The organism is Lysinibacillus sp. FSL M8-0216 (assembly GCF_038595555.1).
GTDB lineage: Bacteria > Bacillota > Bacilli > Bacillales_A > Planococcaceae > Lysinibacillus > Lysinibacillus fusiformis.
Genome location: NZ_CP152007.1, coordinates 2,111,262 through 2,124,931, shown reverse-complemented (window position 1 = coordinate 2,124,931; position 13,670 = coordinate 2,111,262). Strand labels below are relative to the sequence as shown.

The window sequence follows — 13,670 nt, the reverse complement described above, 5'->3', positions numbered from 1 at the left end:
TCCTTTAACTAAATGCCGAATAGCTGCAGCATAATCCAGCTTGATGCGTAGAATACCATGAATTGCACGCCGGCACCTACACCTAAAATACGATTTAATAAACCACCAACCGTTGCGACTGTAAATGTTAGAACTACCCCTAACAATTGTGCCTCGTTATAGGCAAGCAAGAATGCTAATCCTATGAACATGGCTACGATTGCTTCCTGGCTAATATATTTTAATACTAATACAGACGCTTTACGTGCATAATTCATCGCAAACGGATAAGCAATTAAAGCCGCCACACTAATACCAATTAACCCGAAAATGAAAAAGTCCCATGAAGACATTAATGTGTGTAGGTTGTTTACCGGATCCACAGTAAAAATCGGTGGTGCATTAAATAAAGGTGATGCTGGTCCAAGTGCTACTGGGCTTAACGGAATACCGAATGCAATTAATGGAATAATAGCTTCAGCGATATATGTCGATTCCGTTACTCCATTCATGACAGTAAGACTCGTTGTTGATTTTTTATAGGCACCTTTTGTGCGAGAGCCTACAATTTCTCCCATTAAAGACGTCATCCCTACAGGACTAAAGACAAATGTTAAGGAAGAAAGAAACGTTGTAATGCTCGTGAAAATCGTCTGTCTTTTCGATAAAATTTTAAATGGATTCGGAAAATATCCTTTCCATGATTTCGTTTCAGGTGCAAGATTATATTGATTTTGCTTACTGCGCGTTAAATCATTTTTAGCAACAGGAGATGCTGCCATTAGAATATTACTAAACATTGGCCCAATGGCGATCCCTAAAAAGAATGTAATACTTAAATGTTTATCAAGCATTGCAAAGCTAACGCTATCTAGAGCCTTAATGAAAAACGCAAATGGAATAATGATTAAAAGACTTGCCCATTTCCCTTTTGAAAAGAACGCGATTAAAATAGCGGCAAGTGTAAAAATAATGCCTGACGAAGATTTAAAGAAGTCGGCAAATTGACCTAAAAACTGACCTAATAGGACGGCAGTTGGTAAGGCGATAAATGCACCGATGACACCGCCTGAAATCATTTTACGTAGTGCAACATGCGGCATGCCTAAACGGCGTAATGTATTTGCATGGTCGATTAACGGTACAGCCGTTGTGTCACCAGGAATACCTAATAACGCAGTTGGTACAGCATGTGTTAAATGCTTAGCTAACACCCCCGCCATGAAGAATGCGAACACACCTTCAGGAGGCGCTCCCAGTAAAATAACTAGCAATGTAATGGGTACCATAATTGCAGTTTCATCTGTACCTGAGATAAGACCAATGACAGTGAAGATAGCTGCACCTAGAAGAGCAAATAGCAGAGCAATTAAATATATACTCATTTTTTATCCGCTCCCTTCAAGCCTTGTAAGCTAGAAAGAATACCAAATTCCTCGAGCTCTTTTTTTGTCACAGGGTCTTCCTCAATTAAGCGTATTTCCTCATCGATATCAATTTGTAAATCTTCAAACGCTTCCTTTAAAGAATGACTAGATGTTTCATCCTCTACTAAAATACGCTTTGGTTTAAATAGAATGGTATTGATAACGACAACTATTAGAATACCTGCAATTCCTGTTAATAGTGAGTAGGAGTTAATCATTTGAGGGTCTGCAAACTTCGGAAATACCCACTGGCCTAATTGATAGCCCAAAAAGCTGGCTGCAACGCTTAAAATAATTGAAATGATTAACTGATTACCAGAAACCGTGTCACCTAGAATTTCGATAAACTTTTTTTCATCTACATTTTTTTGCTCATTATATGGAGTATTCGCCAAGTTACTCACCTCGCAGAGAATTTGTAATCTCTAAAACACGATCATAACGGAAATCTTTCTCTTCAACTGCCTGCTGCACAATACGGTCAATAATATCGCCTGTTGCTCCAGCCATTACAGCCAAGTTTTTGGCATGCAGACGCATATGACCTGATTGAATACCTTCTGCGGAAAGTGCTCGTAAGCTCGCTAGGTTTTCTACTAATCCTACCGCGGCAATATAGCTGGCTAGTTCCTCTGCAGATTGCACATCCATAATTTTTAGCGCGGCTTTTGCAACAGGATGAGTCTTGGTAGCCCCTCCCACAATACCAACAGCTAACGGTAATTCCAATGTACCAACAAGATTGCCTGCTTTATTCAGCTCCCAAGTCGTTAAAGAACGATATCTGCCAGAACGGGCAGCATAGGCATGAGCGCCTGCCTCAACAGCACGTGTATCGTTACCCGATGCTAATACTGCAGCAGTAATACCATTCATAACTCCTTTATTATGTGTAGCAGCACGGTAAGGATCAGAATCTGCAAATTCGTAAGCACTTACAATATTTTTCGCGATCGCTATCCCCCCGAGCATTTCTATCGAGAATTCACCACGAGCACGAACAATACGCTTATCTGCTAAATTTGAAATTATTCTGAGCACAACTCGTCCATTTGTAATCCGTTCGATTAATGGTGACACAGATTCTGCCATCGTATTTACAGCATTTGCCCCCATCGCATCCTTCGTATCTACGATTAAATGCACAACAACCATTGTTTCTTTTGCTGTGTCGATTAAGTGCACCTCTACATCCTTTACTCCGCCGCCCAGCTTTACTAACGTCGGATCTTTTGCATTACAGTGTTCGATGATTTCATCTTTATGTTCAAAAATTTTCGCCCTTGCTGCATGAGGGTCATCAATATTTAATACTTGAATCTGTCCGCGCATAACTGTTCCTGAGCTGGAAGTAAAAATTCCGCCTAACTCATATGCTGCACGTGCAGCATTACTAGCTGCAGCAATCACAGACGGTTCTTCCGTAGCCATTGGAATAAATACCTCTTTACCATTTACTTTAAAATTGGCTGCTACCCCTAAAGGAATTGAAATGTGTCCAATAACATTTTCAACCATTGCATCTGCAATCTCTAATGAAATTCCACTGTTTAAAGCTTCAACTTCCTCGTTTGTTAACTTTGATTTTTCAGCGATTAACTTAACTCGCTCTTCCACTGAAAGTAAATAAAATCCTTTAATTCGTGAAGTCATCCCCATACCCCCAAAAATATAAAAAGTGTAATACAATTCAACTAAGTTGAATAGCATTACACCAATTGTAAATTGTCTGAATAGTATTGTAAACAAGAAAATTGTATTTTCGATCATATTTACGTTTAAAAGATAGATTTAATCCTCCACATAAATTGTTAATACTTTTGAGTTTTCCGAAGAGTTGTTAATAAAGATATGTTCTTTTTTTCCTGAAAAATACGCCGAGTCACCTTCTTCTAAATGGTAAAACTTATTATCGTATTTCAAGATGATACTACCTGAAATGATGTAAATGAATTCATCATTTTCATGTGTATAAAGGGCTAAATTTTCTGCCCCATTATGTACAGTGACAATTGAAGGATTGATATTGCTCATATAGCTCTTATTCGCTAACAGCTCGTATTGATAACCGAGCTGATTCGTTTCAACCGTCTCATTGCGCTCTTTTTTCGAAACAATAGAAATGCCATCAAATTGATCCTGGATAACAAACCAAGCCATAGGCACATCAAATATTTCCGCAATTTTGGACAATGTCACCAGGCTTGGTGTCGCTTTGCCATTTTCTATTTTTGAAATATGACTTTTCGTTAAATTGATCTGCGAAGCTAAATCATCCTGAGACATTTTATTTTTCTTTCGCATCTGCTTTATTTTTACTCCAACTTCTAGTAAGTTCATTCATTCCAGTCCCTTCGATCAGTTAGGCTTTTTACATAACTATACTATATTTTTAAATGTAGGATAGAAAATACGGAAAGTAGCTATTTGAGGTCTTGAAATGATGAGGGTGTGTAATGTTGTTCACTACACACCCTTTACTATGTTTTATGAGATAGATTTATTAGCAGTCTGTCCATGCATTGCGCCCTGTTTTGTGAATCAGCTAAACAACGTAAAAGTTTGTAAAAAGAACCCAAAAAGAACGGAGTCATAGCCATGATGAAATATCGGCAATTTTCCTATCTATTAGGCATCTTTACCAAGTACCTCTGCCAAAAGCGGGATAGAGGAAGAGGAACCTTTTCTAGATACTGCAAGGGAAGCAGCCTTTGAGGCTATATTTAGTGCGGATGTAATGTCTGCTTTTTGAGAAATCATACTAAGGAAATAGCCTAAAAAAGTATCCCCTGCTGCCGTCGTATCCTTCACTTTGACTTTATAGATTTCTTGCTTGTGTTCTTGAATTTTGTCTCTATACACGACGCCATTTGTACCTAAGGTCAACACAATTTTTAAATTACTATTGTTTGATAGTAAATGATCGAGTATTTTGTTAGGTGATGTTTCTCCACTAATGGCTTGTCCCTCGATCTCATTTAGTAGTAAAAAATCAATTTTCGAAAGGTCTAAATCCTTCATCGTATCACTTATTGGAGAAGGATTTAACGCAATGGTTAAACCCTTCCTATATGCCGCATTGATTAGATAATCTAGACTGTTTATTTCGTTTTGAAGAACGAGGAAATCATCCGCATTGAAGTCCTCTAGCACTTGATCAATTTGTTCGACCGTTATTTCTTTATTCGCTCCACCATAAAGGAAGATACAATTCTCACCTGTCGGCGTCACTTGGATAATGGCATGCCCTGTAATTAAACCATCCTCAACTATTCCCTCAACATTAATTCCTTCTGCGGTTAATTTTTGTTTGAGAAATAGACCATCTTTTCCAATTTTACCTGCATGAAACACTTGAGCGCCCAATTTTGAAAGAGCTATGGATTGGTTTAATCCTTTTCCACCGGGATATTGTTCAAAGCTGTCCGAAGATAATGTTTCACCTTCTTTCACAAAGTGAGGTAATGTATAAACCTTATCAATATTTAATGATCCGAAATTCAAAAATTTCATCTACCCACCCCATTCAATTAACTTATCAATAATTCTATTAGACGTTTCTTGAATAATGCATTGTCAATAGTCTTACAAACTGTGGCATTAGGCGTGTGCCCGGCAAATCCATCCGAAATGGCAAGTTTACTACCGTCATTTAAGATTACTTGACCATAGGCAGCAGCTTCTGTCGTACACACATAGCAATAGCATAATTTGTCCTCCACAACGATTTCATTCCATAATACAACACCCATTGCAACGGCATCTGGTAAATCAACAATATGTTCATTACTTCTTTCTAAATTATACGCAAGCAAGGAACGGTTACATTGAACAGAGAACACAGCCTCTTCTTTACCGCTTGCCAGTAATACATCCATATCTTCCTTATTCCATGCTGCTTCGCCTAAACATACATCAAATCCAATGATGGTAGTAGGTATACCAGAATTGAGCATAATACTATAGGCCTCTGCATCTACATACACATTAAATTCAGCAACAGGTGTAGTATTTCCAGGGCCAAAGCCAGAAGTACCCATTGTGTAAATATGCTTGACCTTTTTCATTGTCTCTGGTGCTTTCAATATAGCAAGGGCAATATTTGTAACGGGACCAATCGTTACAATTTCGATTTCACCAGGGTTATTTTCAATCAATTCAAGGATCGCATCGACGGCATGCTTGCTTTCTGGCAAAAGTGTGGGATGTATTAAATGACAATCGCCCATTCCATCTTCACCATGAACATTCACAGCTGTAACTAAATCCCGCATAAGTGGCTTGGCTGCTCCAACATAAAGCGGTGGCTTTTGACCATTCGCGACCTCAATGGTCATTAGTGCATTTTTTGTCGCTAATTCAATCGGGACATTGCCACAAACAGTGGTGATCGCCTCTACTTTTAGATTAGTTGATTTTAATGCCATCATTAAGGCTACTGCATCATCACTTCCAGTATCTGTATCAATAATTAATTTCCTCATAACAAGACCTCCCATTCATATTTGCTCTGATTATATAATTCCATCTATAATGAAAAAAGGTCAAATGACCAAAACTAAAAAGATGGTGAATATATGGATTTTCAAGCTATTGTGAATGATGCACCAGCGCCTATTAAGAAAGAATTTATTTATAGAAAACATACAAAAGGCAGCCCTATCATTCACCCACATGAACAAAATAATTATCTTTATATCCTAACTACAGGAACGGCAGAAGTGTATAGACAAAGCTATGAGGGAGCGATGCTGTCGCTTTATATTTATGATGCATATAGTTGTTTTGGGGAAATAGAAATTTTTAATGAAAAGATGAAAACACTCGGTGTAATCGCGAAACAAAATTGTGAAACGATAGCTATCCATAAAACAAAGGTGTATGAATGGATGAAAATCGATTTTAATTTTAATGTTTATATCGTGAAACAACTTGCCTCCAAGTTAACATTAAGCTCAGATACTACAGCAAAATTATCATTACTAACTGTTAAAGACCGTATTTTATTAAGCATACATAATCATTATAAAATCGGTGATTTAGGTCATCTTACAAAGCAAATTTTATCAAGAGAGGTCTGTGCCCCCATTAGAAGCTTAAATCGTTCAATCAGTCAGTGCATCAATGAGGGCCTTATACATTATAAAAATAAAAAATTCTCTATTCATTCAATAGAAGAACTAGAAAAACACCTTAAACATTTTTTATAAAGTTTTCGATTTGTTTTCATTTGGCAACAGTAGATTATTCCAGCACATAAAAAAGTCAGTTTCCTGTGCGCTCAGGATACCGACTTTTTTTTGCTTCATCTAATTTGGTCCATTACCTAAGGAAACATGTATTAACCGTCCTTACTACATTCTTAGAGCCTCTTCACCCCTACTAATTCCTGTCGGTTAAATTCCATTTTGTATATATCGGGCTTGGTTGTTTGTAGCAAAAAATCTAAATTGTACGCTTCATGATAGTATCCCATCATCAAGGTCATGACTAATGCGTGAGTTCCTATTACTACTTTTTGCCCCTCATAGGTATTTAATAGCTCTTTTAAAACTTTAACAGCTCTTTTTTGACACTCGTTATTCGATTCTCCACCCTCTAATGCTAAATTGGGGTCCAAGAAGGATTTCTCTAATAGCGGAAATAACTCATTATCAGGTAATCGCTTTTCTTCTGATGAAAAAATTCGCTCTTTTAATTCTTCACAAACGATAACTTCTTGACTCAGTTGTTTAGCTAATGGCTCAACAGTTAAAATGGACCGAGTATATGGACTGGATATTATAGTATCAATTCCCTCACCCCTTAACACATCAGCTATACTTTGAGCACTTAATTGGCCGTTCACAGTTAACCCTCTTGTTCTGTCAATTCCCTCATACGGAGATTCACCGTGCCTCACCATATAAATAAACGTCGTTTTCCCCTTAACAAATGCCACTAATCACTCACCTCATGTATTATTTAGCAGGAACAATATATTAGAGTAGGTATTTCAATGAAATTCCCAAAAATATATGGTTTATCCTTTTTTATGATCCATTTTATAGAACGAATCTGGATGAAATGAGTTTCAAGAAATGTAATTTAACACCAAATCAATCACCCTGCACTGATAATTCGATAAAGAAAAAAGAGTTGCCTATAAGACTCAAATATTCTCATTCAAAATTAAAGAGCATCATTCTTTTTCAGGAATGATGCTCTTTTAAACCAAATCTACTTATGTTCAAATGTCTTACTAAGTATAATTGACAACTGTTAAATGACGCTCCAACGGCGTGTTTACATATATCCTAGCTTGTTAAGAAGACGGTTCATTATTATTGCCATTTCAGCACGGGTTGCAGTTTGATGTGGTTTAAAATCACCTTCATTATCACCTATCATAATACCGTTGGAAATGATTTTTTGCACTGCCTCAGTAGCCCAATTGGATACTTCTTTTGAATCATTGAGAGATATCGAATAGTTTACAGAAGCATTTGAAGGAGTGCTGCTACCATATTCAAGTACTCTCGAAAGGATGACCGCAAGTTCTTCCCTTGAAACATATTCATTCGGTCGGAAACTACCGTCCTCATACCCATTCACAAATCCGGCTTCTATTGCAGAGGAAACCTCCTCTACATACCATTGACCAGAAATATCAGATAATGCTGCAGGATGCGCCGGCTCTGGGATGCCTATTGCCCTGACTAATAGTGCTGCTGTCTCCGCACGCGTTAAGTGGGCATTCGGGTCAAAGATTCCCTGTCCTTTTCCTTCAAAGATAAGCATTGAAGCCAACTTTTCCGCTTCTTTTTTGGCCCAATGTCTTTTCATATCAGCAAAAGTTTGTTGGTTACCAATATTTAAGTACAAGCCATCACTGCTGACGGGAAGCAACGCATAGACTTGACCTCCGATGTTTTCATAACGGACCGGAACATATTTCAGTTGCTTAAGCTGCTCGTTCCATACCGTTACAATCGTATCTGTAGGGTTCTCGGAAACGACAATGCGTCTTTCAACCTTACTACCTAATTGTTTGATAGCAATACCGGCTTCGTCTCCAATACTCATAATAATTTCAAATTGAATAGGGCCAGACAATAATTTTGCACCTCGAGATTTTAGATCATTTAATAAATTAACTGGAGCTTCCGTCTCTCCAACGAAAATTGAAAAGTTGATTTTATCGCTATTTTTCCCTACAAATTGGTTCTTTGCAGAAGCAATCAATTCAGAGACAGGCAGTTTCATTATCCCACCAGCCGCTGTTATTTGAATCGCAAACGAAGGATTCAACTTGAGTAATTTGTGTGCCGTTTCTCCGCTCACCTCGAAATATCCCTTTGCTGTCTTCTTATCGAGCTCAATAAAGCCAGATTTCACTTGAGACTGGGTAAGATTGATTCTTTCCTTTTGATTATTTTGGTCAATGAAATCAATGTAAAATTCCGATTGTAGCTGTTCAGATTCCTTAGTAGGTTCCTTAATTGGTTCTTTAATAGGTTCTTTCGGCTCCTCAACATTTGTATTATTCCTTAAAACAATCAAATGAAACTGTCGACTCTCTGATTCCAGCCCTTTTGTTACCGTAGCTGTGAGGGTAACTGTTTGGTTTCCAGATGATGGCTGAGAAACTGAACCGTCAGCAGGATTAATCAGTTCTGCCCGACTAGAAGTCCATGTAATGGAAGAACCATTCTTCCCTGTAGCTGGAAGACTCAACCGATTTCGTACGTGCTTTTCGTCATCACCAGCTGTGTAACCAATCGCAAGTAGCTTTATGTCTCGAGCCACTGCCTCTTTATCCATCATATCGGTAGCTAAAATCGTTAGGTTATATCGGATTTTATAAGTTGTCTGATTCGCATCAACCTCTGCCTCTAGCGTTATGGCTGAGTCGCCAGCTGGGTAAGCCGGCCGCTGCACGGCTCCTGTTGTTGCATTAAGTAAGCTGTTGTCCGAAGACGTCCAGCGAATCGGACGCCCTGCATCATCTGCACTTGGTAACCCAACATTTGACTTCACTGCATTGGACGTTTCTCCTATGGCGAACACTGGCTTTGGAGCAGCATAAACGGTTAGCTGGCCTAAGTCTTTTATAACCTCGTAATTGGATAAACGGTTCAATGGATCAAGAAGCTGTGCAGTAATATCATAAACACCTTCAGCGCTATCTTCCCTCGCTAGTGAATCATACTTTGCCGTAATGGAGTCATCGGCAACTGCGCCTGTAAGATTGCCAGTGAATGGAGGATTTGCTTTACCTGCCCAGCGTGATATCGAATCCGATGCAACATGAAGCTCAGCTTTCTTAACTGTTAGCACTCCCTCCTCAATAACAACTTGGTAATTATTCAGCTTGCCTTCGGGATCAGCTAAGGACGGAATGATTGTATACGATCCCACTGGGCTTGATTCGGTTGCTGCTGTCGAATAGGACGCTAGAATTTCATCTCCATTCACAATTCCAGTAATTGAACCACTCAAAGACGGATTGCTTTGTCCATATGCCCGGGATTGATTGGCAACCATGACGGTTAAAGACGCTGGTATTACAGTTAAAGTTCCTGGCGAATAAGTGATTGTGTACTTCGTTGATGCCAAACCACTGGCTGTTATATTATAAATGCCGATTGGGCTTGAAGTAACAGCTGCTGTCGAATACACTGGTTGCCCGATCGAAGCAGCTGTGTCCCATGCCATCAGGCCGTTATAGTTCAGTGTGAAATTGTTATTAGTTGTTCCATATTGTCTAGTCACATTGTTAGGCGTTACAGTAAGCGGGGCTTTGTTGACCGTAAGTGTTGTTGTCTGTTCTGCCGCAGGGTAAGGATACGAAGCTTCTGTCGATACTTTCAATTCATAGCTTCCCGCAGCTTGTCTAAGTGAATAGGAGCCGGAACCAATACCTGCTGAATTGGTTGTAATAAAACCTAAAGAACTTCCATTAATGGAGACATTAATTCTCTTTCCTACGATAGGCCCATCAGGTGTTGTCAGCATTGCCGAAATAACTACCGTTTGGCCGTATGTACCATTCAAAGGAGACACTGCGAGCGTAGTTGTATAATCCCTTGGTGATTGTCCGACATAGGTGTTAAAGCCGAAGTCATAATTTGTCCAATTGTTTTCCGTATAGGCTTGTCCCCCTCCATATACGTTGGAAGTATAAACCTTCCAAGCCGTTTGCGGCGTATCGCCGATTGAGGAAGTTAACAGCATCGTATATTGCTGTCCCGCTTGTACCTGCGTAGGCTGATCGAAAAATACGCTCACCCAGCCCCCTGGATTGTAAGGGATATCAATGCTCCTAAATGTCGCAGTTGCCAAAGCAGCTCCGGAAACACTTTCACCATCATAAATACTAAGTGTAAAAACAATACCTGAGCTTCCGTAATCTACCATATACAGATCAATTTTATTCAAATAACCGGACAAGCCTGCCGTAAAGCTTTGACCTTTTCCGTGCGCTCGAAAGATTCCACCCGGGTCCCCCGCTCCGGATGTTTGGTCAAGCGTATCAGCAGCCGATGCAGATCGAAGACCATTAATTGTTTCTGGAATGACTATATCTTCCGCTTGTCCTGTATAGTCAGTTATCATGACATCCGAATCAATAGGTGTCACAACAAAATCATCATCGTTTGTATCATTTGCATTGGCAGATATATCCACCCAAGATAAACTAAATAATAATAAAATCATGAAGATGTTACTTATTTTTTTCAAATATAAACGCCCTCCTTTACGTGATTTGCCGCTTTTCTCTATGTATCATTATAGAAATACATACATTTTCACTATACTATAGAAAAAAAAAGAGTAATACTGAATAATGTTAATGATTAGCAAATTAACATTCAAAATTAATAGATTTTTGTATAGCATCTAATGTAAAGCGGACTGTCAGTAATAATCCGTAACTTAAAACCCTAAAATGCTTCATTCACACGACCACTTCAACTACTCTCAAAACAAGAAACCTACGAGAATAGTCATCCGCGAACCTATAAAAAAGGTAGCACCTGAAATTTTTCCTGATGCTACCGACAAATTATCATATTTCTATAGTAGTTTTTCAAGCGGGACTTAGTACAGATTCATATATTTTCTCATGGCAAAAAGCTCTTTTTAATGATTTTTACACATAATTTATTGAAAGTGCTCTATGGACGTCTTTTGTACAACTAGCGATAAGATAGCGCAACGACTGCTCCCCAGCAAAATGCGTTTTGATCATCTCCCTTTTCCAGTTATACGAAATCATTTTATGAAAAACCCCGCGAACTTTTTATTGTTCGCAGGGTTTCTATCGTTATTGCCAAGCTTGCTCCGTACCATTCCACTGTTTAAAAAACTCTTCATCTGCCAATAGGACTTCATATATTGGGTTGAAAAATTGTTTAACAATTCCTTTTTCTAGTATAGGCGTTGACTCCCATGTCAGGTGACGTTGGTCAGACAATTCCTCAAGATAAGCCTGTAATTTACGACCCTCTATGTTTTGTGTTTGTAATACCCTCTCAATATCTTCTACTATTTTTGAAGTCATAGAGGGATATTGGAAAATGTCAAGCAAGGCTTGGGCAACTACAAATTCGACTGAAGAGGTAGAGAGCTCCGCTGGCTTCAAGTCTAGCATCGACGGGAAAGTATAGGTCGTTGGTGCTATTCGATTTTCTATAAAGGTTATTTTAACTTCTATGTATGTAGTGATTGTGTCCAATGTTGCTGGTATTTTTAATTGAATACTCGTATCCGTTATTATACTTTCGATGTCATTTTCTAAAAATTGAACGCCGTCCTCCTGTATTTCGAACGAACAAATTTCTGTAAATGCCTGTTGGACTATGTCGTGTTGATACGCGCTTTTTCGTGCTGTGAGTGTTAGTTCATTCGGTGGCATCCCTACTCCTTCAGCTAATGTAAAGAAGAAAAGATCCCCTTCTATGTAAAATTGATCATAATGGGATGATGTTGATAAACGGTAGAGAAGTCTTTCCTGACAATAAAATGCTACTAGTTGCTCAATGCTTACTTTCTTCATTTCTGCTATTTTTGTTAATTGCGTAATTACATCTGCTGTTATTGTATTGATTTTCTCCATAAACTTCCCTCACCTTTTTGATTTTTCAGATTTTTAACTATAGAATTTAGACTTTTACTAAAATTCTTGCTTTTATTATTACTTATTTTACTAGCATAGTAAACGGTAATGTATACCAGCATAATTTTGGCAACAAAAAAACTACCAGCAACTCATGCGACAGCGTCCAACAATTAGACAAGGGGCAGCCTCGCTCATGCGAAACTACCCCTTTAGTATTTATAGGTAACATTTTCGTAAATTGTAAAAGTCTCAACCCAATCATCTGGGGAATATTATCTTGAAACAATAGTTGTTTCATCACCGCGGTAAAATTCCACTGTGTGCTCTCTAACTTAAGCAACGCAAACCCTACCATCTTTTGCGTCCTTGCAGCCCCAAAGCATGCGCCAGTGTGAATAAGTATCTACAAAAACAAAAAGCAGAATGCCAGATTACTGAAATATGCCACCTAAAATAGCACATCTTTAATTATAGCACTCTACATTAAAAATGTAAAGCACTAATTATAAAATCTCTCAAACACCAACCAAATTATCGTTCAAAAATAAATAGAGTTACCAAATGGAATGTCATTCTTTTCTCGAATAGATTAAGGCACCACCTGATCCCATCATCATTAAATGTTTACCAGAAGGAGAAAATCCACATTTTATAGCACCATCCAAACGCTGTATATCAATAGCTGTAGCATTACTTAAATAGCTATAACGGGGTGTAAATAGATAATCGAGGACTACTGTTGCCCGTGGCCACCATGGGTAAATGACTTCAACCTGCCAGCCATCTAATGTCACATGTATCCCATCCCCCGCTTCCAAGCCAAAAATGGAGGTAGATTTCTTTAATAATGGAGAATGAAAGGTTAAGCGGTCCTCACTGATACAGTCCTCCGTCCATTCCGCATCTCGTTCACGATGAAGGCAAAGACCCGTTATCGGTTCAGTAATACTGTAGCCTGACCCACTTATGAGGATGATATTTTCATCTTGATCCCATCCACAGGCTAGTACACCATTGGCAGGAATGATCGTTTCATGCTCCCACGGACTCGGAGGTTTTGTAGCTTTCAATGATTGTGCTTTGGCTAATAAATCTAGTTCAAAAGGGGTTCTAATTTCGCTATTCGTCATATAGATTTGGAGCCTCCTTATTATTTCCCT

General features: G+C 38.6%; 11 protein-coding genes. 1 reads left to right on the top strand and 10 read right to left on the bottom strand.

Annotation, left to right across the window (positions count from 1 at the left end; all coding sequences use genetic code 11):
- Positions 1 to 8 precede the first annotated feature (8 nt).
- The 6 genes from MKX57_RS10310 to MKX57_RS10285 form a co-directional block, all read right to left on the bottom strand.
- Entirely contained in the window at positions 9 to 1,364 is a 1,356-nt protein-coding gene (locus MKX57_RS10310) for a tripartite tricarboxylate transporter permease (protein WP_008175065.1), read from the bottom strand.
- Positions 1,361 to 1,810 (bottom strand): hypothetical protein, encoded by a 450-nt coding sequence (locus tag MKX57_RS10305; RefSeq protein WP_237068776.1) that lies wholly within the window; start codon positions 1,808 to 1,810, stop codon positions 1,361 to 1,363. The genes MKX57_RS10310 and MKX57_RS10305 overlap by 4 nt, the downstream gene beginning before the upstream one ends.
- On the bottom strand, positions 1,803 to 3,059 hold the full coding sequence (locus MKX57_RS10300; protein ID WP_342551005.1) for a hydroxymethylglutaryl-CoA reductase, degradative: 1,257 nt from the start codon (positions 3,057 to 3,059) through the stop codon (positions 1,803 to 1,805). Before MKX57_RS10300 ends, MKX57_RS10305 begins: the two co-directional genes overlap by 8 nt.
- A gap of 138 nt (positions 3,060 to 3,197) precedes the next feature.
- On the bottom strand, positions 3,198 to 3,746 hold the full coding sequence (locus MKX57_RS10295) for an XRE family transcriptional regulator (protein WP_008175072.1): 549 nt from the start codon (positions 3,744 to 3,746) through the stop codon (positions 3,198 to 3,200).
- Positions 3,747 to 4,034: 288 nt separating this feature from the next.
- Positions 4,035 to 4,919, bottom strand: coding sequence for a ribokinase (locus MKX57_RS10290; protein ID WP_342551004.1), 885 nt, complete (start codon positions 4,917 to 4,919; stop codon positions 4,035 to 4,037).
- Between the two features lie 17 nt (positions 4,920 to 4,936).
- On the bottom strand, positions 4,937 to 5,890 hold the full coding sequence (locus MKX57_RS10285) for a nucleoside hydrolase (protein ID WP_171364776.1): 954 nt from the start codon (positions 5,888 to 5,890) through the stop codon (positions 4,937 to 4,939).
- A gap of 93 nt (positions 5,891 to 5,983) precedes the next feature.
- Between MKX57_RS10285 and MKX57_RS10280 the strand changes: the two genes are divergently transcribed.
- Entirely contained in the window at positions 5,984 to 6,616 is a 633-nt protein-coding gene (locus MKX57_RS10280; protein WP_090001665.1) for a Crp/Fnr family transcriptional regulator, read from the top strand.
- Between the two features lie 152 nt (positions 6,617 to 6,768).
- On the opposite strand, the gene MKX57_RS10275 is transcribed toward MKX57_RS10280, so the two are convergent.
- The 4 genes from MKX57_RS10275 to MKX57_RS10260 form a co-directional block, all read right to left on the bottom strand.
- The gene (locus MKX57_RS10275) at positions 6,769 to 7,311 is read right to left on the bottom strand and encodes a histidine phosphatase family protein (protein WP_090001721.1); all 543 of its coding nucleotides are present in this window, start codon (positions 7,309 to 7,311) and stop codon (positions 6,769 to 6,771) included.
- A 380-nt stretch (positions 7,312 to 7,691) separates the two neighbouring features.
- Positions 7,692 to 11,129: an immunoglobulin-like domain-containing protein gene (locus MKX57_RS10270; RefSeq protein WP_342551003.1), complete on the bottom strand. Its 3,438-nt coding sequence runs from the start codon at positions 11,127 to 11,129 to the stop codon at positions 7,692 to 7,694.
- 586 nt (positions 11,130 to 11,715) lie between these two features.
- A complete protein-coding gene (locus MKX57_RS10265; protein ID WP_089984666.1) occupies positions 11,716 to 12,507 on the bottom strand; it encodes a nucleotidyl transferase AbiEii/AbiGii toxin family protein in 792 nt (263 codons plus the stop codon).
- A gap of 572 nt (positions 12,508 to 13,079) precedes the next feature.
- Entirely contained in the window at positions 13,080 to 13,640 is a 561-nt protein-coding gene (locus MKX57_RS10260; RefSeq protein WP_342551002.1) for a hypothetical protein, read from the bottom strand.
- Positions 13,641 to 13,670 lie beyond the last annotated feature (30 nt).

Bases quoted from the DNA above. Each gene is read 5' to 3' on its own strand.
- MKX57_RS10310 (WP_008175065.1), bottom strand. From the start codon at position 1,364: ATGAGTATATATTTAATTGCTCTGCTATTTGCTCTTCTAGGTGCAGCT.
- MKX57_RS10300 (WP_342551005.1), bottom strand. From the start codon at position 3,059: ATGACTTCACGAATTAAAGGATTTTATTTACTTTCAGTGGAAGAGCGA.
- MKX57_RS10295 (WP_008175072.1), bottom strand. From the start codon at position 3,746: ATGAACTTACTAGAAGTTGGAGTAAAAATAAAGCAGATGCGAAAGAAA.
- MKX57_RS10290 (WP_342551004.1), bottom strand. From the start codon at position 4,919: ATGAAATTTTTGAATTTCGGATCATTAAATATTGATAAGGTTTATACA.
- MKX57_RS10285 (WP_171364776.1), bottom strand. From the start codon at position 5,890: ATGAGGAAATTAATTATTGATACAGATACTGGAAGTGATGATGCAGTA.
- MKX57_RS10280 (WP_090001665.1), top strand. From the start codon at position 5,984: ATGGATTTTCAAGCTATTGTGAATGATGCACCAGCGCCTATTAAGAAA.
- MKX57_RS10275 (WP_090001721.1), bottom strand. From the start codon at position 7,311: ATGGTGAGGCACGGTGAATCTCCGTATGAGGGAATTGACAGAACAAGA.
- MKX57_RS10265 (WP_089984666.1), bottom strand. From the start codon at position 12,507: ATGGAGAAAATCAATACAATAACAGCAGATGTAATTACGCAATTAACA.
- MKX57_RS10260 (WP_342551002.1), bottom strand. From the start codon at position 13,640: ATGACGAATAGCGAAATTAGAACCCCTTTTGAACTAGATTTATTAGCC.